Here is a 19,776-nt window from a genome sequence, read left to right on the forward strand (position 1 = left end):
CAAAAAAGACCGAACGTCTTTGCGAACTCGTTTGCAGTATCTGGCGATTTTCGCTATTCCTTGCGCGAAATATCGCGTTCGTAGAAGGAAATTCGAAAAATGGCCCTGGATAGGATTGATATCGCCATTCTGGATGCATTGCAGCAGGACGGGCGGATCTCCAATTCCGCGCTTGCCGAGAAGGTCGGACTGTCGCAATCGGCCTGCTCGCGCCGTCTCGACAATCTGGAGAAGAGCGGCGTGGTCAAGGGATACCATGCCCGGCTTTCGAATGCAGCCCTTGGACATGGTGTAACGGTGATAGTCCATATCTCCTTGTCGGGCCAGTTCGAACGCACGTTGAGCGAGTTCGAGGCGGCGGTGCAGCGCTGCCCGAATGTGGTGTCATGCCATCTGATGGCGGGCGAATATGACTACATTCTGCGGGTCGCTGCGCGGGATCTGCAGGACTATGAGCGCGTTCACAAGGAATGGCTGACGGGCATGCCGCATGTCATCAAGATCAACTCGGCCTTTGCGCTTCGCGAAGTGGTGGACCGCACAGCGCTGGGGCTGAAGCCTGAAATGTCCTGATCCGGGGTCAGGCGGGGACGCCTGACGGCAAAATCTTCTCGCCCGCAGTCAGCCGGCAGTCACTATGTGATCCATCGCAATGTCATGGGGCTGCGGGTAGATGGTCGGCAATTGCGAGAAGGCATAGCCGATGCCCACGACCAGCGGTTTCTTCGCCAGTGCGGCGAGGGTGCGGTCGTAGAAACCGCCGCCATAGCCCAGCCGGTAGCGCGCGGCGTCGAAGCCGACCAGCGGTGAAACCACGATATCAGGCGCGATTTCCGCCTGCGTTGCGGGAACGGGAATGTTCCACACGCCGCGTTCAAGTGTGTCGCCGGGCCGGTAGGGCCGGAAGACGAGCGGTGCGCCCTTTTCGATGACGACGGGGAGCGCGGTCTCTGCTCCCCGCGCTGCGCATCGGGCAAGCCATGGGCGTAGATCCGGCTCGCCCCGGAACGGCCAGTAGAGGCCGATCACCCGGCCGGCGGGATCGCCGATGAGACGGTCGAGCTGATTGGCAATGTCTTCTGCAAGTTCGCTTCGGGATTTCGCCGGGACGGCAAGACGCTCGGCGATGAGGCGCTCGCGGGCCGCCTTGCGCCAGCGCCGGACATCCGGCCAGTGGTCTGCATCAGCCGCCTGTGCGCCGCTTGCCAGCTCATGCATGAAGCAGGGCGGTGACGCGTAATCCCGGTCGCCGGAAGAAGTGTTCATCTCTTTTCTCTCCCTCTGCTTTGTCCGTGCAGCGCTTATCAAGACTGCGGGGCGGGCGGCTGAGGCGCTTTTCTCGCTGCGACATGTGAAGCGCCGTTTGTGCCATGGCCCTGTCATCCGGGCGTCACGAGTTTTTGCTGGAAGTCTCGCCACGAGAGCGCAATCATGACTGATCGCTGTTTCCGTTTCAAAGATCGAAAGAGAGATGACCATGACCCGACCGCACGCCCTGCTTTCCCGTCGCTCCTTCCTCGCCGGATCGGCGGCTGCCGGTTCGCTGGTTCTCATGCATCCGTTTTCCGCACGCGCTTCCGGCAATCAGGCGCATCTGCGCATCATGGAAACGACCGATCTGCATGTGCATGTCTTTCCCTATGACTATTATGCCGACAAGCCCAACGACACGATGGGGCTGGCGCGCACGGCCGCGATCATCGACGACATTCGCGCCGAGGCGACGAATTCGATCCTCGTCGACAATGGCGACTTCCTGCAGGGCAACCCGATGGGCGACTACATCGCCTATGAGCGCGGCATGCGCGAGGGTGATGTTCATCCGGTGATCAAGGGCATGAACACGCTGGGCTATGATTGCTCGACGCTCGGCAATCACGAGTTCAATTACGGGCTCGACTTCATGTTCAAGGTGCTCGATGGCGCGAACTTCCCCTTCGTCTGCGCCAATGTGACCAAGGGCGAGCTCGCTGCCAACGCGCGCGATGACGCGCTTTTCCTGAAACCTTATGTGATCCTCGATCGCAAGGTGAAGGACGGCAATGGGGAAGAGCATCCGATCCGGGTGGGCCTGATCGGGTTCGTGCCGCCGCAGATCATGAACTGGGATTCGAAGCATCTGGCTGGCAAGGCCATGACGCGCGACATCGTGAAGGCCGCAGAGGCCTGGGTGCCGCAGATGCGCGAAGAGGGCGCCGACATCGTGGTGGCGCTGTCGCATTCCGGCATCGGCCCGGCGAAGTATGAGGAGAACCTTGAAAACGCCTCGCTGCTTCTGGCCGGTGTTGACGGCGTTGACGCCATCGTGACGGGGCACAGCCATCTGGATTTCCCCGGCCCGAAATTCGAGGGGCTGGAAGGCGTCGACAATGCGAAGGGCACGATTGCCGGCAAGCCGGCGGTGATGGGCGGTTTCTGGGGCTCGCATCTGGGGCTGATCGACCTGATGCTTGAGCGCGACGGCAATCGCTGGAGGGTGGTGAACTCCACCTCGGAGGCACGGCCGATCTTCAAGCGCGTGGAGCGCAAGGCCGAACCGCTGGTGGAAAGCGTGGCCAAGGTGGAAGACGCGGTGCGCGAGGACCACGAGGCGACGCTGAAATATGTGCGCACCGCCGTGGGCAAGACCTCCGCGCCGCTGCACTCCTATTTCGCGCTGGTGGCGGATGATCCGTCCGTGCAGGTCGTGAGCCAGGCGCAGACCTGGTACATCACCGACATGCTGAAGGATGGCGCGCACAGGGATGTGCCGGTGCTTTCGGCGGCAGCCCCCTTCAAGGCCGGCGGACGCGGCGGACCCGACTATTATACGGACGTGCCGGCAGGCGATGTGGCGATCAAGAATGTCGCCGACCTCTATCTCTACCCCAACACGGTGCAGGCGGTTCTGGTGACCGGGGCGGATGTGAAGGAATGGCTGGAAATGTCGGCCGGCATCTTCAATCAGGTGGAGCCGGGCAAGGCCGACCAGCCACTGCTCGATCCGACCTTCCCGTCCTACAATTTCGATGTGATCGACGGGGTGACCTACCGGATCGATCTTTCGCAGCCTGCAAAATATTCGCCCAAGGGCGAGCTTCTGAACGCGGATTCGAACCGCATCGTCGATCTGCAGTTCAAGGGCGCGGCCATCGATCCGGCGCAGAAGTTTGTCGTCGCGACCAACAATTACCGTGGCGGGGGCGGGGGCAACTTCCCCGGCATCGGCCCGGACAAGGTGATCTTCGAAGCGCCCGACACGAACCGCGACGTGATCGTGCGCTATATCGTGGAACAGGGCACGATCAACCCGTCCGCCGACGCCAACTGGAACTTCAAGCCGCTGGAAAACACCTCGGTGCTGTTCGAGACCGGGCCGAAGGGCGCGGCGTTCGCTTCGAGCGTCGAGGGCGTTTCCATCGAGCCGGCAGGCGAGGGCAAGGAAGGTTTCGCGCTCTACCGCATAACGCTCTGAACGGTAGTCGGTTAAATATAATGATCGGTGATGAGAGGTCGGGCGCTTTGCCCGGCCTTTCTTCTTTTGAAGCAAGTGTTTGCCGGCTTCGGCGGATAAAGTGATTCAGGCGGTTCGCGCTTTGCGTGACGCTGGGGCGCATTGACTTTTTCGGGCGGTCGGCGCGATTTGCGGGCGCAATTTCCAGGAGACATGCCCGTGATTCGACACATCGTTTTTTTCAGCGCAAAGGATGAGGCTGATGTGGAGCGGATTGCCGAGGGTCTCGGCATGCTTGCCGAGATTCCGCATTCGGATTTCTTCGAGATCGGCATCAACCGCAAGGTCGACCAGATCGGCACCGAGGTGGATGTGATCGTCTATGGCGAGTTCCGCGATGAGGCGGCGCTGGCGGCCTACAAGGCCCATCCGGTCTACGACGCCTGCACGGCGAAGGTGCGGCCCATGCGCGAGATTCGCATGGCGGCGGATTTCGTTTCTAAAAAGAAGGACTGACGGGCGACCCGTCAGTCTGCATTTCTGATCGACTTGTAGGCGGAGAGCGCACTCTCCCGTGCGGCCTTGTGGTCGACCATGGGGCGGGGATAGGTCTCGCCGAGGCTGACGCCCGCCTTTCTGAGTGCTTCGACCGGCGCTTTCCAGGGCTGGTGCAGGTGCTTGTCGGAGAGGTTTTCGATCTCCGGCACGAAGGCGCGCACATAGCGCCCCTGCGGGTCGAACTTCTCGCCCTGAAGCACGGGGTTAAAGATGCGGAAGAAGGGCGCTGCGTCCGCGCCCGAGCCCGCCACCCACTGCCAGTTGGCCGGGTTGGAGGCGGGGTCCGCGTCCACCAGCGTATCCCAGAACCACTCCTCGCCGGTGCGCCAGTGGAGCCCCAGATGCTTCACGAGGAAGGAGGCGACGATCATGCGCGCGCGGTTGTGCATCCAGCCGGTCTGCCAGAGCTGCCGCATGGCCGCGTCGACCACCGGATAGCCGGTTTGCCCGCGCTGCCAGTCTGTGAGCGCGCGGTCGTCCCTGTGCCAGGGGAAGGCGTCGAAATCGCTGTTGAAGTTCTTCGTCGCAAGATCCGGGTTGTGGAACAGGAGATGCCAGCAGAATTCACGCCAGCCGACCTCCTTGCGGAAGGTGAGCATGTCTTCGCCGGCAAGCTCGTCCGTGCCGTCAAGCGCCTGCCAGATCTGGAAGGGCGTGATCTCGCCATGGGCGAGATGGGCGGAGAGGCCGGAGGTGCCATCGTCTCCCATCCGGTCGCGGCGCGTCTTGTAGCCATCACCGCCGCCATCGAGGAACGCGATGAGGCGGTCTCTGGCGCCGGCTTCGCCGGGTGTCCAGGTTTCCCGCAGGCCGCCCGCCCAGTCCGGGGTGGTGGGCAGAAGCTGCCAGTCTTCGAGCGCATCGCCCGTAACGTCGCCTTCGAACGGTTTTAGCGATCCGGGGCGGTCGGCGGGTGTGCGCGGATGCACATGCTCGACCAGCGAGCGCCAGAAGGGGGTGAACACCCGGTAGGGACCGCCGGAGCCGGTCTTGATGCGCCAGGGCTCGTGCAGAAGGTGGCCGGCAAAACTCTCCGCCTCGACGCCGGCCTCCTGAAGGGCGGACTTCATCTGTGTGTCGGCGGCGATGCCGGGCGGGTCGTAGCGGCGGTTCCAGTAGACCGAGGCGGCTCCGGTTTCCTCTGCAAGGGCGGACACGGTCTTCGCCATCGGGCCGCGGCGCAGGATGAGTTTTACGCCAAGCGTCTTGAGATCCTTGCTGAGGGCCGTGAGGCTGTGATGCAACCACCAGCGCCGCGCGCCACCGAGCGGGCGCGCGCCTTCGCTCTCCTCGTCCAGAATGAAGGCGGCGGCGACCGGCCGGCCGGCATTGGCGGCGGCGCACAGCGCCAGATTGTCGGAAAGGCGCAGATCGTGCCGGAACAGCACCAGAACCGTGTTCCGGTCATTCTCATTGGGCATGTGATTATCCGTGCGGCTTTGGTTCAGTCGTCGTTTGTGGCGTTGAGCTGGTCCGGTCGCAAGCCTTCATCGCCATTCATGCCGCTTTGCAGGAGGCCATTTTGCATGGCCCAGTCGCGCAGGGCCGAAATCAGCGCGTCCTCGCGCGAGATGCCCTGATCCTGCGTGGAGACGTAGCGGTCAAGCGCGGCGATGATGTTTGCCGGCAGCGTGACCGATAAGGTTTCCTGTTTTTCGTTTTCCCGTTTCATTGTGCCCGCCCGTTCTGGCCCCTTGGGGATTGTCGTAGCACAACCTGCAAAAGCCGGTTTGGTTCCGCGCCGGAAACATGGTCACGGAACTGTGTTCGCGGCGTGGGCTGGTGGTGGGGTGGAGGGATGCGCTCTGTGGCCTATTTGTGTTTTCGCTTCCAGAACAGGTGACAGGTCTTCAGCGCCTTCCAGTGGGCCTGCGCCGTTGTCCAGTCATAGGTCACCCGTGTCTCGCATGCGCCGAGCAGCCGGCCGATGGCGCGCTGGGCCGCGAGGTCGTTGATCGAGGAAAGCGGCGGTTTGCTGAGAACGGCTTCGACGACCGTGGCGTCGTTCAGGCTTCCGAACACGGTTTGAAGCGTCTTCAGCCTTTCGGTCACGCGCTTCACATCGCGTTTGGGGAAGAGCGGGCCAAGAAACTCTATCGTGTAGCGGAGCTTTTTCAGCTCCTTGCGCAGCGCATGCTTCTGCTCCTGATCGAAGCGCTCGATCCCTTTTGCTTTGGTCAGGACGTGGGCCCATCGCCTGTCGAGTATCTTGCCGGCAAAGTCCGTCAGCCTGCGGCGCTCTCGCTTCTTGCGATGGTCATCCTTCCATCTGGCGGTTTCGATGAACTCGGAGAGGGACAGAAGGAAGTCGCCGACGCGCTCGCCGCAGAGTATCTGGCGCAGATCGTTGCGTATTTCTTTGGCGTGGCGCTCCAGTGTGCCAAGCACGGGGGCAGCGCCATGGGCATGGCCATCGAGCGCGAAATAGGGGCGTGCGATGTCGTTGAGGACGACGTCCAGATCGCGCAGGCGTCCGACCTCGCGGCCAAGCCAGCGGGCTTCCTCGCTGAGGCCGGGGGCTGCTTCTTCCGGCGAGGCAATTTCGTGCGCAAGGAGGGCAAGCGCGCTGCGCAGTCGCCGGAGCCCGATGCGTAACTGGTGCGGGCCTTCCGGATCGTCGCATTGCTGCACCGCCTCAATGTTGGCCGCGATCTGGCTGAGGCACTCGTGCAGCATGGCGCGGGCCGCTTCACCGGTCGCGTATCCGGGTTTGAGGGGAACCGTCTCGGCTCTGCGTGGCGTCGCCGGCGGCTCTATATGCCCCTGTTCGGCGAGAAGAACGCTGCGCGCCGCCTTTGAGAAGCGCGAAAACCGCAGGCTGCCTTTGGGGAGAACCATCCGGGCGGTTCGGTAGAGGTCGGCGGGAGCGCCTTCGACCAGCTCGATTTCGAGTTCGTGCAGGTTTTCGCTGCGTCCGGCCGCCTTGATGGCGCCGCTGTCCACGGCGAGCTCCGCCTTTGCACCGTCATCCAGGCTAAGGTCGATCTGGGTGCGGTTGATGTGGGTCTCGGCGATGGTCTTGAGCGGCCTGTCGCTTATAAGCTTCCTGAGTCGTTCGCGCACGTCTGCATCTTCGATGGCGTCGATGGAGACCTGACCGCTCGGCACGGGGCGCTCGAACTCGCTGACCTTCGACAGCCCGCCTGCAATCGTGCCGTTGAGCTTGACCGTCTGAAGCCAACGCTTTCCATCGCGCCTGAGGCGCAGGGAAATACCGTTCTTGCGCAGATCGCGCGCTGCCGTGTCGAAATAGATGCTGCGCAGGAGGCGGGAGGCATGCTTCGTGCAGGCCTGCGAAGGCAACTCGTCAATGCGGGCGAGGACAGCGGGGACCTGTTGTCTGTCCAGCAGGAGTTTCAACTCGACTTCGGACACAGGCGCAACTCCTTCAGGAACGTCAAGCGTCACCCTAGCGTCAAGGTGTTGAAGGAGGAAGCAATTAAGCGGGGAGGGGTGATGACGGAGTGTCGCGCCGAATTCATCACGGGCGCGGTAGCGCGGCTCCAGCGGAGGTGCTGAAGGGGTGGGCGGCGTATAGTGTTTGGAAAAGAAGTGGCTCCCCGGGCCGGATTCGAACCAGCGACCAACCGGTTAACAGCCGGTTGCTCTACCACTGAGCTACCGGGGAACGCCTGTGCTCTGTCGAGTGAGCGTGCCTATAGCAAACCGAATTCAGCTTTGCAAAGAGGCAAATGTGTTTTTTGTCTTTTTTTTCACAAGCGCCATTCCTTGGATCCAATTTGCAACGCATATGAAGCATCAGCGTTTGTGCAGCAAAACCGCTGAAATGTGCGGAACGGGCGACGGAACGGGCGATGGAACAACAGGAAGACAGGCAGGACGACGACAAGCGCGCGAAGCCTTCGGTTTCGCTGATGGGGAAACGAATCCCGATTCCCCAGTCGCGTCTGGCACGAATCACGGGCGGGTCGGGCCTCGTGGTGCTGGGCATATTCGGCTTTTTGCCCGTGCTGGGCTTCTGGATGATTCCGCTTGGTCTTTTGATTCTGTCCTATGACATCGCCGTGGTGCGACGGAAACGGCGCAAGATGACCGTCTGGTGGAGCCGCCGGGGCGGCGACAGGACGAACAGGCGGTGAGAAAGGGCTCTTATAAGGGGCTATGACGATAAATTGCGGATCAATGACATTGTCCGCTTGACGGGGAAATAGTCGCAACCTATTGAACTGCTCGATGCTGCTTGCCAGCATGGCCTCGTGGCGGAGTGGTTACGCAGAGGACTGCAAATCCTTGCACCCCGGTTCGATTCCGGGCGAGGCCTCCAAATTCTTTTTCTTCATAAATCCATATCGTTTTGGTGCTGGCTGCCGTGGGCGCGCCGGCTGGCGTAAGCCAGTTGGTTCGGGCTTGCGAGAGCAGATTGTCTCTCGATCCAGCCTCGACCGTCCTCACCTCTTGGATTGCTCCGCCCGCTGGCAAGGGGGAGGAGGAGGGGGAGGGGGAAGCCGTTAGTCGACTGATAACCATATTCCTGCCCTAGCGTAAGCTGAAACTGGCGCTCGCCCTTAGAAGGGGCGAGACTGCTTCGCGTTCCGCTCTTCTTTGATTCGTGAAAGGAAAAGCGGGCGGGGACGGTATTTGTATGGAAGTACACAGGGGCGATCTTATGATGAATTTTCACGCACTACGTGCATTGCTTTTGGCGGGCACCGTGTTTGCCGGTGGAGCGGCTTGCGCGCAGGAAATTGCCGACACGATCTACAGTGGTGGCCCGATCCTGACGATCAATGATGCGCAGCCGACCGCTGAAGCGGTTGCGGTGAAGGACGGACGTATTCTCGCCGTTGGCGCGCTGGCCGACATTGAGGCCCACAAGGGCGATGAGACGACCGTTTTCGAATTGGACGGCCGCGCCATGGTGCCGGGCTTCGTCGACAGTCACGGTCATGTGGTGTTTGGCGGCCTTCAGGCGCTCTCGGCAAACCTTCTGCCGCCGCCGGATGGCGGCGTTGCTGACATCGCCAGCCTGCAGGAGTCGCTTCGAAAGTGGATCGAAGACAACGCCGAGACCGTCGACAAGGTCCAGATGGTCATCGGCTTCGGCTATGACAATGCGCAGCTGGCTGAACTGCGCCATCCGACGCGCGAAGAACTGGATGCCGTTTCGACGGAGCTGCCGATCCTGATCGTCCATCAGTCCGGGCATCTGGGCGTCGTGAACTCCAAGGCGCTGGAACTGGCGGGCGTTACGGCCGATACCAAGGACCCGTCAGGCGGCGTGATCCGGCATGACGAGAACGGTCAGCCGAACGGCGTGCTGGAAGAGTATGCGTTCTTTACCGCTCTCGGTAAGATGCTGGGTGATCTCGGTGAGGAAGGCATGCACGCATTTGCGCGTGCGGGCGCCGAACTCTGGGCGCGCTTCGGCTACACGACTGCACAGGACGGGCGTTCTGCGCCATCGATCGTGGAGGTTCTGAAGAAGCTTGGCGCCGAAGGGGATCTGCCGATCGATGTCGTGGCGTTTCCCGACGTTCTGGAAGCGCCGGATTACATCGTCGAGAATTTCTCGCAGGACTATACGAACGGTGTCCGCGTGGGCGGCTGCAAGCTGACCATTGACGGTTCCCCGCAGGGTTTTACGGCGCTGCGTGACCGCCCCTATTACAACCCGGTTGGCGATTATCCGCCCGGATATTCGGGTTATGCGGTGATCGGGATGGATGTCGTGCAGAACGCCGTCAACCATTGCTACAAGAACGGTCTGCAGATCATCACGCACTCCAATGGCGAAGCGGCCTCGGACATGCTTCTGACTGCCATCGAGGTGGCGCAGAAGGAATACAGCGACGCGAACAATCGCCCGGTTCTGGTGCACGGCCAGTTCCTGCGCGAGGATCAGGTCGACACGATCAAGCGGCTTGACGTCTTCCCGTCGCTGTTCCCGATGCACACTTTCTATTGGGGCGACTGGCACCGCGATCACACGGTCGGACCGGTGGCGGCAGACAATATCTCGCCGACCGGCTGGGTGCGTCAGCGGGACATGATGTTCGGTTCGCATCACGATGCGCCGGTGGCTCTGCCAGACAGCATGCGCATTCTCTCTGCGACGGTGACCCGCCGCACGCGCTCGGGCGACATTCTGGGACCGAGCCAGCGGGTGGACGTGCCGACGGCCCTGAAGGCCATGACGATCTGGCCGGCCTGGCAGCATTTCGAGGAGAACGACAAGGGTTCGATCGAAACCGGCAAGCTGGCCGATTTCGTGATTCTCTCCGACGATCCGACCGCAATCGACCCGGAAACCCTGTCCAGCCTGACCGTCCAGGCGACGATCAAGAATGACAGGGTGGTCTATGAGGCGGACGGAAGCATGCAGAAGACCGAGTTCCTGAACTGGCCGGTCGGCCCGGATGGCGAGGCATCGCATCATCTGCTGCACGCCATGTATGACGGCATGAGCAAGAAGTAACGGACGAACCCGTTCAAGATCGACCGCCGGAGCACGCTTCGGCGGTCGTTTTTCTTTTGTGCCGACCATGCGGATGGTACTGTTTGGGGATGAGCTGTCCCGTGCATGGAGGCGTCGATGAGCTGGAACCCCGCACTCGAACCCGGTTGTCCGGATGACATTGAAGCCGAATCCATCGAGACGCTGATCATTCCGCGCGCCCGTGACATTGGCGGGTTCGAGGTGCGCCGCGCGCTGCCGGCGCCACGCCGCCAGATGGTTGGTCCGTTCATCTTCTTCGATCAGGCGGGGCCGGCCGAGTTTCTGACCGGGCAGGGGATTGATGTCAGGCCGCATCCGCATATCGGCCTGGGGACGGTCACCTATCTCTTCCGCGGCGATTTTCATCACCGGGACAGTATCGGCTCGGACCAGGTCATTCATCCGGGCGCGCTCAACTGGATGGTTGCCGGGCGTGGCGTCTCGCATTCGGAGCGCACCAGCGAGGCAGCCCGCAAGGGGCCGCACAGCCTGTTTGGCATCCAGACCTGGGTGGCGCTGCCCAAAGCGATGGAAGACGCTGCCCCGGCATTCGAGCATCATGAGAAGGAGACGCTGCCGGAGATCGTCGATGACGGCATCGCGCTGCGTCTGATTCTGGGACGGGCTTATGGCGAGACTGCGCCGGCGACGGTGTATTCGGACATGTTCTATGCGGATGTGATGCTGGAGCCGGGTGCGCGTTTCCCTTTGCCGGACGATCATGAGGACAGGGGTATCTATGTGACGGACGGGGCGATCTCCGTTGCGGGCCAGGTTTTCGGGGCCGGGCGGATGATGGTGTTTCGTCCGGGCGATTCGATCACCGTGGCGGCGGGAAGCGAAGGGGCACGGATGATGCTTCTCGGCGGTGCAACGATGAACGGCCCGCGCTATATCTGGTGGAACTTCGTCGCCTCTTCGAAAGACAGGATCGAAGCGGCGAAAGAAGACTGGAAGCGTGCGCGCTGGGGTGCGGGACTGTTCGATTTGCCCACGGGAGACGATCAGGAGTTCATTCCGCTGCCCGGGTGAAGGGGTATCCGGCCTTTGACACAATTGGCGCCGGGAATTCGGGGGCGCCGGGGCGCTATCAACCGCCAATATGCCGCAGCGGGGCGGAGTAATTGACAGGGGCGGCGGCAGCCGCTAGCAAACCCGTGAAATCGTTGTTTTCGCCGCGTTGGGAACACAGTCCCGAGGGCGGCGCGAAAACAGGCATCGGGAACCAGACGCATGACAATCGATTTTTCCCAGCAGCGCGCCAATATGGTTGAGGGACAGTTGCGCACGTCGGACGTGACGGCGAGCGCTCTTCTGGACGCCATGGGTGACATTCCGCGCGAGGCGTTCGTGCCCGGCCGCAAGCAGGCTCTCGCCTATCTTGACGAGGATCTTGAGATCGCGCCGGCAACGGATGAGAGCGCGGCGCGCTATCTCATGGAACCGGCAGCGTTTGGCAAGCTGGTGCAGCTCGCCGACGTGCGCTCCAGCGACGTGGTGCTCAATGTGGGCGCGGGCTCGGGCTATTCGGCTGCGGTTCTGTCGCGTCTTGCAAGCTTTGTGGTTGCGCTGGAGAGCGATGAGGATCTGGCCGCCAAGGCAACGGATGCGCTCAGCGAACTCGGTTGCGTGAATGTTGCCGTGGTCAGCGGACCTCTGCAGGGCGGCTATGCCGACGATGCGCCTTATGACGTGATCTTCATCGGCGGCGCGGTGGATTCTGTGCCGCAGACGCTGATCGATCAGCTGCGCGACGGCGGGCGACTCGTCGCCGTGATCGGTGAAGGCAACGCTGCGCAGGCGCTGCTTTATGTTAAGGATGACGGCATTGTTTCGAGCCGCGTTGCATTCAATCTTGCCGTGAAGCCGCTTCCCGGCTTCCAGAATGCACCGGAATTTGTCTTTTGATCAGTGACTTGTTGCTTTCCTGCAACGGAATTGATCAAGAGTTTGATGTAATGTCTATATAAAGAGCGCCTGGATTTGGGGGTGGGGGACAGGCTAACCGTTTGATCTCCCGGGCGTGGACGCCGGTCGAAAGGCCGGAATTGATATTAGAGGTGGTGGTGTCGATTCGGCGCGGCTGCCGAAAACAGTCCGAGGTTGGCAGATCGTGTCCTTTTACCGTCGTTTCCTGATCCCTCTGGTGGCATCGTCCGCGCTTATTGCCGCGCCGGCCATTGCTTCCGCCGAAACCATTCTCGGCGCTCTGGCGAAAGCCTATCAGAACAACTCCACCCTGAACTCGGAACGCGCCGGCGTGCGGGTGACGGATGAAGACGTTGCGATTGCCAAGTCCGGCATGCGCCCGCGCATTCAGGGCACGGCGTCCTTCGCGCTTACCCACAATGACGGCACGGATATCAGGACCGGTGAGTTTGGCGTTTCGCTGACGCAGCCGATCTTCGACGGTTTCCAGACGCGCAACAATGTGCGTGCGGCCGAGGCTGGCGTGCGCGCCGCGAATGAAGGGCTGCGCAACCAGGAGCTCAACACGCTGTTTAACGCTGCCAGCGCCTATATGGACGTGATTCGTGATCGTCAGATCGCGGCGCTGCGCGCGCAAAACCTCGAATTCCTGGAAGAGCAGGTGCGCTCCGCACGTTCGCGCTTCGATGTGGGCGAGGGCACGCGCACCGACGTGGCACAGGCGGAAGCGCGCCGTCAGGCGGCTCTGGCGCAGCTAAGCGCCGCGCGCGCTTCGGTGACGTCGAGCTCTGCCGTCTATCGTCAGCTCATCGGCGATGCGCCGGACAATCTGAAAACCGCCAACCCGCTGGTCAAGCTTCTGCCGAAGAACCTCGACAGCGCACTGGCAACCGGGCTTGCAGCCCACCCGGCCATCAAGGGCCGTCAGCATCAGATCGATGCGGCTTCGTTCCGTGTGAAGTCTGCCGAAGGCACTTTCCTGCCGCAGGTGAATGGCTCGGTCGGGCTCTCGCACAGCTATCAGGACACGTCGCCTGGCATTCCCAGCGACGGTTCGCGCGACAGCGCGCGTGTCGGCATCAATCTGACCGTGCCGATCTACCAGGGTGGTCAGGCTTCTGCGCAGGTGCGCAAGAACAAGGAATCGCTCGGCCAGGCGCGCATCAATCTTGATGTGGCGCGTGACCAGGTTCGCGCTGCCGTGGTTTCCGCATGGAGCCAGTATCAGGCCGCGCAGGGCGTTCTTTCCGCCAACCATGAACTGGTGCGGGCTGCACAGCTGGCGCTGAACGGCGTGATCGAAGAGCGCAATGTTGGGCAGCGCACCACGCTGGACGTGCTCAACGCACAGGCCGACGTGATTGCTGCGAAGGTGGACCGTGTCAGCGCCGAGCGCGACATCGTGGTCGCCAGCTACGCCATTCTTTCTGCCACGGGCAATCTGTCCGCGAACCGTCTCGGTCTGCAGGTTGCCGAATACCGGCCACAGGAACACTACGAGGCCGTCAAGGACAAGTGGTACGGACTGCGCACGCCGGACGGTCGCTGAAACCGCAAGCGTATCCAGCGCCGGTCCCGCTGGGCGGCGTGTTTAACGCATTTTTCATAAAGTCTCGTATGCCGGGTTTGCTTTTGCGCCCGGCATTCTTGTGTGCAACCTGAAACAGGTGCTGTGCGGGGATTCTCATACCGCAGACGCTGCGTTACCCTTTTTTAGTGATTCGACCGTCTGCACTGGCGCCCGGACTTGGAATGGGAATGTCGCTCCGGACAAAGTCGGTGAAACGGACACAGGCTAGAGGCGGCTAATTTGACTATGTCACAGGGTTTCGGTGCGCACAAAATGGAAGCAGCGGTAGAAGCGCTGACTTCGAATGGAAGCCAGCGCGAGCCTTCCATGGAAGAGATTCTCGCTTCGATCCGACGGATCATTGAAGACAATGATGCGCCTGTGGCGCGCGCGGCAGATGCGGTTGGCGCCGTGACCAACGGTGCTTCTGCGGATGAGCGCTCGCAGGAGCGCGCTGCGCAGCCCGTGGAGGCGCAGCAGCCTGACGCCGCGCCGGCCGCAGCCGTTGAAGAGCGCGCCGCGCCATTTCAGCCTGCGCCTGACGTCGAGAGTTTCCGTGCAGGATTGCGCGAGGAGCCTTTCCGGCCATCCGTGAGCGAAAAGCGCGACGAGGGGCGGGCTGCAAACGGTTTTGACTCCAAGTCTGTCGAGCCTGAGCCGGCCGTGGATCACGGTCTCATGCAGCGCCTTGCCGAGGCGCGGCCCGCTGCTGCTCCTGTCGTTGAGGATGTGGCTGACGTCGATGATGCGTCGGATGTCTATTCCTACCGCAGCGTTGAGGAGCAGGAGCCCGAAGCGGCATCTCATGAAGATGTTCGTACGGAGGAACTTCCCCAGGTGAAGGCCTCTGCAGATGAGGGCGAGGGCGCGAAACAGGGCATCCTCTCCGAGTACACCGGACGCAAGGTTGCGGCGGCCTTTGGCGAACTGAACGAGGCCTTCGAGGCCAGCCGTCGTCGTCAGCTTGACCAGATGGCCGAGGAAATGCTGCGGCCCATGCTGCAGGACTGGCTCGACAACAATCTGCCCACGATTGTCGAGCGCCTGGTGCGCGAAGAGATCGAACGGATCGCGCGCGGCGGATAAGCCGCGCCGACTGCCGGTTGACTTGATCTGACCCTTCGGCTTTACACCCTGCTGTGAACGGACCAGATTTCTGGTTTACTGTCTCGACAGTGCGTTTCTCCGTTTCATGAAGCGGTGGGGCGGGCTGACCATTTGACTCCATGCAATTCCGGGCGAAAATCCGGTTTCCAATTTTTCCGGAATTGCTCTAGCGCGGAAACCCTCATGCTTGAAAAGACTTACGACGCAGCAAGCGTCGAGCCCAAAATCGCCGCACGCTGGGAAGAGGCCGAGGCCTTCAAGGCCGGCGCCGGTGCAGAACCTGGCGCGGATCCCTTCACCATCGTCATTCCGCCGCCGAACGTGACCGGTTCGCTGCACATGGGCCACGCGCTCAACAACACGCTGCAGGACATCATGGTGCGCTTTGAGCGCATGCGCGGCAAGGACGTGCTCTGGCAGCCGGGCATGGACCATGCGGGCATCGCCACGCAGATGGTGGTCGAGCGCCAGCTCATGGAAAAGCAGCAGCACCGCCGCGACATGGGCCGCGAGAAGTTCGTCGACAAGATCTGGGAATGGAAGGCGGAGTCCGGCGGGGCGATCATGAACCAGCTCAAGCGGCTGGGCGCGTCCTGCGACTGGTCGCGTGAGCGTTTCACCATGGATGAGGGCCTGTCGAAGGCCGTGGTCGAGGTGTTCGTCTCGCTCTACAAGCAGGAGCTGATCTACAAGGACAAGCGCCTCGTCAACTGGGATCCGAAGCTTCTGACGGCGATTTCGGACCTTGAAGTCGAGCAGATCGAGACCAACGGCAATCTCTGGCATTTCCGTTATCCGCTCGCCGACGGGCTGACCTATGAGCATCCCTACAGGCTGGATGACGAGGGCAACCGCGTCATCTGGCGGCCGTCCGATGGGCAGCCGGATGGCTATGAGACGCGCGACTATGTGGTGGTCGCCACGACGCGTCCGGAAACGATGCTGGGCGATTCCGGTGTTGCGGTTCACCCCGACGATCCGCGCTACAGGGATCTGATCGGCAAGAACGTGCTCCTGCCGCTGGTCGGCCGCCGCATTCCGATTGTTGGCGACGAATATCCGGACCCGGAAGCGGGCACCGGCGCGGTGAAGATGACGCCTGCGCACGACTTCAACGATTTTGAGGTCGGCAAGCGGCATGATCTGGCGCAGATCAACGTGATGGCGACGGACGCAACGATCACGCTGAAAGGCAATGAGGCGTTTCTCGAGGGGCTGGAGGGCGCTGATGCGCCGCTCGCCCGCACGATCGCCGAGCTTGACGGCGTCGACCGCTTCGACGCGCGCAAGATGATTGTCGCGATGATGGAAGAGGCCGGGCTTCTGGAGAAGATCGAGCCGCACAAGCACATGGTGCCGCATGGCGACCGTGGCGGCGTGCCGATCGAGCCGTTCCTGACCGACCAGTGGTATGTCGACGCGAAAACGCTGGCGAAGCCGGCGATTGCATCGGTGCGCGAGGGCCGCACGAAGTTCGTGCCGAAGAACTGGGAAAAGACCTATTTCGAGTGGATGGAGAACATCCAGCCCTGGTGTGTTTCCCGTCAGCTCTGGTGGGGCCATCAGATCCCGGCCTGGTACGGCCCGGACGGGCAGGTCTTCGTCGAGAAGGACGAGGAGACGGCGCTCGAGGCCGCGATCCAGCACTACATCTCGCATGAAGGCCCCTGGAAGGCCTGGGTTGAGGACAAGCTGGAGAACTTCAAGCCGGGCGAGATCCTGACCCGCGACGAGGACGTGCTCGACACGTGGTTCTCTTCGGCGCTGTGGCCGTTCTCGACGCTTGGCTGGCCGGACAAGACGCCGGAGCTCGCACGCTACTATCCGACTTCGGTTCTGGTGACCGGTTTCGACATCATTTTCTTCTGGGTTGCCCGGATGATGATGATGGGCATGCACTTCATGGAAGAAGAGCCGTTCCACACGGTCTATGTCCATGCGCTGGTGCGCGACAAGTCGGGCGCGAAGATGTCGAAGTCGAAAGGCAACGTCATCGACCCGCTCGAGCTGATCGAGGAATATGGTGCGGACGCGCTGCGCTTCACGCTGACCATCATGGCCGCACAGGGCCGTGACGTGAAGCTCGACCCGGCGCGCGTGGCGGGCTACCGCAATTTCGGCACCAAGCTCTGGAACGCGACGCGTTTTGCCGAGATGAACGGCGTCAAGCGGGACGAGAACTTCCGTCCCGAAAACGCGAAGCTTGCCATCAACCGCTGGATCCTGACGGAGCTGACGCGGGCGGCAAAGGGCATCACGGAAGGCATTGAGGCCTACCGCTTCAATGAGGCGGCAGGCACGGCTTATCGCTTCGTGTGGAGCCTGTTCTGCGACTGGTATCTGGAGCTTCTGAAGCCGGTGTTCGCCGGTGAGGATGAGGAGGCCAAGGCCGAGGCCCGCGCCTGTGCGGCCTATGTGCTCGACGAGACCTACAAGCTTCTGCATCCGATGATGCCCTACATGACGGAAGAGCTGTGGGCGCATACCGGCGGCGACGCCGGGCGCGACGCCGTTCTGGCGCTGACCCGCTGGCCGGCTCCCGATTTCGTGGATGAGGATGCGGCAGCCGACATCAACTGGCTTGTCGACCTCGTTTCGGGCATCCGTTCGGTGCGCGCAGAGATGAACGTGCCGCCGTCTGCGACGGCTCCGCTCGTTGCGGTCGGTGCGGATGAGGCCATGCGTGCGCGCATCGCCCGCCATGATCCGGCCATTCGCCGTCTGGCGCGGGTCGGCGAGCTTGGCTTTGCCGGTGAAGCGCCGAAGGGCTCGGCGCAGATCGTGCTTGGCGATACCACTTTCTGCCTGCCGCTGGGCGACCTGATCGACCTGTCGGCGGAAGCCGCGCGGCTTGAGAAGGAGATCGCCAAGACGTCCTCCGAGATGCAGCGGCTTGAAAAGAAGCTGGGCAATGAGAAGTTCGTGGCCAATGCGCCGCAGGAGATCGTTGCCGCCGAGCGCGAAAAGCTCACCGAGTTCGCCGATGCGAAGGGCAGGCTGGAAGTGGCGCTCGCCCGCGTGAAGGAAGCCGGGTGACGAAACTGCGCCAGTCTCTCTAAAGGGCTGGCGTCAGCGTGAAGGCAATCAGGGCCGCGTCCGCCGAAAGGTGGGCGCGGCTTTTGTATGTCCGCTTGCGATTCGCCTGAATGGGAAGTCCACAAGGAGAAGCGCGACGCTTTCAACAAGCGGATCGTGACAGTTTCTTGAAGAACTCAAGGTTGTGTTGCGCCTGTGCAACACTGGCGTCATTTGTGATGCTCACCATGTCAGAATGTGTCAGATTCAGGGGTTTTTTAAGGCATGGGCGGCAAGACTCAGGCTAACCGCAACCGCTGTCGCCTGCCTATTCAATAGGCGTATTACGTTGACGTAAGCGTGAGGTGCGACAAACTGTACAAAGGCCAATTGTGGTGGGGCATGGCGCTGCTATCCTCCCATCGGACAATTGGAGGAGAGGGTTCTCATGGGTTTTGTTCGCTTTGTTTCGGCAGCGTTGTTGTCTTCGGCTGCGGTGGGCGCCGCTCAGGCCGGCGGGCTGGAGCGCGGTGGTTACAATGTTGATCTACTGTTCAATTCGGCACCGTTCGCTGCGGAGGCGACCGGCACCTATGTGATGCCTCAGCGTAAACTCGACAATGTTGTCGATACGAATCCGCTGGATGGCACGCCGGCGGGGCCGTCGCAGGGGGTGAAGGATACGGAGAGCTACTTCTCCCCGCGCCTTGGCCTCAAGGTTGGCATTGGCGAGCAGGTAGACTGTCTGGTCGACTATTCGGAGCCATGGGGCGTGCACACCAATCCCGGTGCGAACTGGGCAGGCGCAAATCACAACATCGAGACCAAGGTCAACAGCCATAGCTTTGGCGGAACCTGCTCATACAAGATGCAGGCAGGGAAGGGCGAATTCCGCGTACTCGGTGGTGTGTTCTACCAGCAGCTCAAGGGTTTCAAGGAACGTCTTGTTACGCCCGCAACACCGTTCGGAAACGGTGTTGGGCGTCTTAACCTAGAGGGCAGCGGTGTGGGCTGGCGTGTCGGTGCGGCCTACGAAATTCCGGAAATCGCCTTCCGTGCTAGCCTGGTTTATAACTCTCGGGTCAAGCTGGACGACGTGACCGGTACGCTGGATCTCTCCCGGAATCCCCCCATTGGGCCGCTTCTCGGTCAGGTGACCCCGGTATATGGCTCGGCTGAAATGCCAGAGGTCGTGGAGCTCAAGCTTCAGTCCGGTATCGCGCCCAACTGGCTGGCCTTCGGCTCTGTCAAATGGGTGAACTGGAGCATTCTTCAGTCCATCCCGTTTTGCCCGGAATCCACGCGCGGCTCGCCTTGCACCACCACAAGCAACAGGGCGACGTCGCTTGATCTTCTGTACCGGGATGGCTGGACGGTTTCTGGCGGTGTTGGTCACAAGTTCAATGAGCAGTGGAGCGCTGCGGCGAGCCTGACCTGGGATCGCGGCACCTCGAAGGGCTTTGGTCATCAGGCCGATTCCTGGACGCTTGGCGGCGGTGTTGCCTATACGCCCAACGAGAATGTGGAGATGCGCCTGAGCGGAGCGCTCGGCATTCTGACCTCTGGCGAATCCGGCGCCATTGTGGGCGATGACGGTCGGATCTACGGCAACGACGTCTCCTACACCTTCGGCAATGATCTGGTTGGCGCGCTCTCTGCCTCCATGAAGGTGCGCTGGTAACGCGTCGCGCAGACTGTTTTTCGAGA

15 protein-coding genes and 2 tRNA genes are annotated in these 19,776 nt (G+C 61.8%); 12 read left to right on the forward strand and 5 right to left on the reverse strand.

Annotated features, from left to right (window positions below; all coding sequences use genetic code 11):
* Positions 1-99: 99 nt before the first annotated feature.
* Positions 100-573, forward strand: a complete 474-nt coding sequence (locus JYP46_RS17770) for an Lrp/AsnC family transcriptional regulator (protein WP_113155499.1) — start codon at positions 100-102, stop codon at positions 571-573.
* Between the two features lie 48 nt (positions 574-621).
* Here the strand turns inward: JYP46_RS17770 and JYP46_RS17775 are convergent, their stop codons facing one another.
* Complete coding sequence (locus JYP46_RS17775; protein ID WP_206548862.1) at positions 622-1,266, reverse strand: 5-formyltetrahydrofolate cyclo-ligase; 645 nt, start codon at positions 1,264-1,266, stop codon at positions 622-624.
* 211 nt (positions 1,267-1,477) lie between these two features.
* On the opposite strand from JYP46_RS17775, the gene JYP46_RS17780 reads away from it, so the two are divergent.
* Both JYP46_RS17780 and JYP46_RS17785 read left to right on the forward strand, forming a co-directional pair.
* Positions 1,478-3,454: a bifunctional 2',3'-cyclic-nucleotide 2'-phosphodiesterase/3'-nucleotidase gene (locus JYP46_RS17780; protein ID WP_412033018.1), complete on the forward strand. Its 1,977-nt coding sequence runs from the start codon at positions 1,478-1,480 to the stop codon at positions 3,452-3,454.
* Between the two features lie 198 nt (positions 3,455-3,652).
* On the forward strand, positions 3,653-3,949 hold the full coding sequence (locus tag JYP46_RS17785; RefSeq protein ID WP_113156349.1) for a Dabb family protein: 297 nt from the start codon (positions 3,653-3,655) through the stop codon (positions 3,947-3,949).
* Between the two features lie 11 nt (positions 3,950-3,960).
* On the opposite strand, the gene JYP46_RS17790 is transcribed toward JYP46_RS17785, so the two are convergent.
* The 4 genes from JYP46_RS17790 to JYP46_RS17805 form a co-directional block, all read right to left on the reverse strand.
* Positions 3,961-5,412 carry a cryptochrome/photolyase family protein gene (locus JYP46_RS17790; RefSeq protein ID WP_206548864.1) on the reverse strand — a complete coding sequence of 484 codons (1,452 nt, stop codon included), beginning with the start codon at positions 5,410-5,412 and terminating at the stop codon, positions 3,961-3,963.
* Positions 5,413-5,435: 23 nt separating this feature from the next.
* Entirely contained in the window at positions 5,436-5,663 is a 228-nt protein-coding gene (locus JYP46_RS17795) for a hypothetical protein (protein WP_206543782.1), read from the reverse strand.
* A 140-nt stretch (positions 5,664-5,803) separates the two neighbouring features.
* Positions 5,804-7,366, reverse strand: a complete 1,563-nt coding sequence (locus tag JYP46_RS17800) for a CYTH and CHAD domain-containing protein (protein ID WP_206543781.1) — start codon at positions 7,364-7,366, stop codon at positions 5,804-5,806.
* Positions 7,367-7,544: 178 nt separating this feature from the next.
* Positions 7,545-7,619: transfer RNA gene (locus JYP46_RS17805), tRNA-Asn, on the reverse strand.
* Between the two features lie 187 nt (positions 7,620-7,806).
* Here JYP46_RS17805 and JYP46_RS17810 point away from each other — a divergent pair.
* From JYP46_RS17810 to JYP46_RS17850, 9 genes are all read left to right on the forward strand, one after another.
* A complete protein-coding gene (locus JYP46_RS17810; RefSeq protein ID WP_222474230.1) occupies positions 7,807-8,091 on the forward strand; it encodes a hypothetical protein in 285 nt (94 codons plus the stop codon).
* Positions 8,092-8,202: 111 nt separating this feature from the next.
* Positions 8,203-8,276: transfer RNA gene (locus JYP46_RS17815), tRNA-Cys, on the forward strand.
* Between the two features lie 342 nt (positions 8,277-8,618).
* Positions 8,619-10,427, forward strand: coding sequence for an amidohydrolase (locus tag JYP46_RS17820; RefSeq protein WP_206548865.1), 1,809 nt, complete (start codon positions 8,619-8,621; stop codon positions 10,425-10,427).
* A gap of 117 nt (positions 10,428-10,544) precedes the next feature.
* The gene (locus JYP46_RS17825; RefSeq protein WP_206548866.1) at positions 10,545-11,480 is read left to right on the forward strand and encodes a pirin family protein; all 936 of its coding nucleotides are present in this window, start codon (positions 10,545-10,547) and stop codon (positions 11,478-11,480) included.
* 201 nt (positions 11,481-11,681) lie between these two features.
* Positions 11,682-12,356 carry a protein-L-isoaspartate O-methyltransferase family protein gene (locus tag JYP46_RS17830; protein WP_206546379.1) on the forward strand — a complete coding sequence of 225 codons (675 nt, stop codon included), beginning with the start codon at positions 11,682-11,684 and terminating at the stop codon, positions 12,354-12,356.
* A 205-nt stretch (positions 12,357-12,561) separates the two neighbouring features.
* Positions 12,562-13,926, forward strand: coding sequence for a TolC family outer membrane protein (locus JYP46_RS17835; protein ID WP_206546378.1), 1,365 nt, complete (start codon positions 12,562-12,564; stop codon positions 13,924-13,926).
* 294 nt (positions 13,927-14,220) lie between these two features.
* Complete coding sequence (locus JYP46_RS22240) at positions 14,221-15,033, forward strand: PopZ family protein (RefSeq protein ID WP_206548867.1); 813 nt, start codon at positions 14,221-14,223, stop codon at positions 15,031-15,033.
* Positions 15,034-15,237: 204 nt separating this feature from the next.
* Positions 15,238-18,090: a valine--tRNA ligase gene (locus JYP46_RS17845; protein ID WP_206548868.1), complete on the forward strand. Its 2,853-nt coding sequence runs from the start codon at positions 15,238-15,240 to the stop codon at positions 18,088-18,090.
* A gap of 427 nt (positions 18,091-18,517) precedes the next feature.
* Positions 18,518-19,750, forward strand: a complete 1,233-nt coding sequence (locus tag JYP46_RS17850) for an outer membrane protein transport protein (RefSeq protein WP_206548869.1) — start codon at positions 18,518-18,520, stop codon at positions 19,748-19,750.
* Positions 19,751-19,776 lie beyond the last annotated feature (26 nt).

The organism is Nitratireductor aquimarinus (assembly GCF_017255295.1).
Lineage (GTDB): Bacteria > Pseudomonadota > Alphaproteobacteria > Rhizobiales > Rhizobiaceae > Nitratireductor > Nitratireductor aquimarinus.

What these genes read in the sequence shown, in the direction of transcription:
- JYP46_RS17770 (WP_113155499.1), top strand. Translation starts at nt 100, where the DNA reads ATGGCCCTGGATAGGATTGATATCGCCATTCTGGATGCATTGCAGCAG.
- JYP46_RS17775 (WP_206548862.1), bottom strand. Translation starts at nt 1,266, where the DNA reads ATGAACACTTCTTCCGGCGACCGGGATTACGCGTCACCGCCCTGCTTC.
- JYP46_RS17780 (WP_412033018.1), top strand. Translation starts at nt 1,478, where the DNA reads ATGACCCGACCGCACGCCCTGCTTTCCCGTCGCTCCTTCCTCGCCGGA.
- JYP46_RS17790 (WP_206548864.1), bottom strand. Translation starts at nt 5,412, where the DNA reads ATGCCCAATGAGAATGACCGGAACACGGTTCTGGTGCTGTTCCGGCAC.
- JYP46_RS17795 (WP_206543782.1), bottom strand. Translation starts at nt 5,663, where the DNA reads ATGAAACGGGAAAACGAAAAACAGGAAACCTTATCGGTCACGCTGCCG.
- JYP46_RS17810 (WP_222474230.1), top strand. Translation starts at nt 7,807, where the DNA reads ATGGAACAACAGGAAGACAGGCAGGACGACGACAAGCGCGCGAAGCCT.
- JYP46_RS17820 (WP_206548865.1), top strand. Translation starts at nt 8,619, where the DNA reads ATGATGAATTTTCACGCACTACGTGCATTGCTTTTGGCGGGCACCGTG.
- JYP46_RS17825 (WP_206548866.1), top strand. Translation starts at nt 10,545, where the DNA reads ATGAGCTGGAACCCCGCACTCGAACCCGGTTGTCCGGATGACATTGAA.
- JYP46_RS17830 (WP_206546379.1), top strand. Translation starts at nt 11,682, where the DNA reads ATGACAATCGATTTTTCCCAGCAGCGCGCCAATATGGTTGAGGGACAG.
- JYP46_RS22240 (WP_206548867.1), top strand. Translation starts at nt 14,221, where the DNA reads ATGGAAGCAGCGGTAGAAGCGCTGACTTCGAATGGAAGCCAGCGCGAG.
- JYP46_RS17845 (WP_206548868.1), top strand. Translation starts at nt 15,238, where the DNA reads ATGCTTGAAAAGACTTACGACGCAGCAAGCGTCGAGCCCAAAATCGCC.
- JYP46_RS17850 (WP_206548869.1), top strand. Translation starts at nt 18,518, where the DNA reads ATGGGTTTTGTTCGCTTTGTTTCGGCAGCGTTGTTGTCTTCGGCTGCG.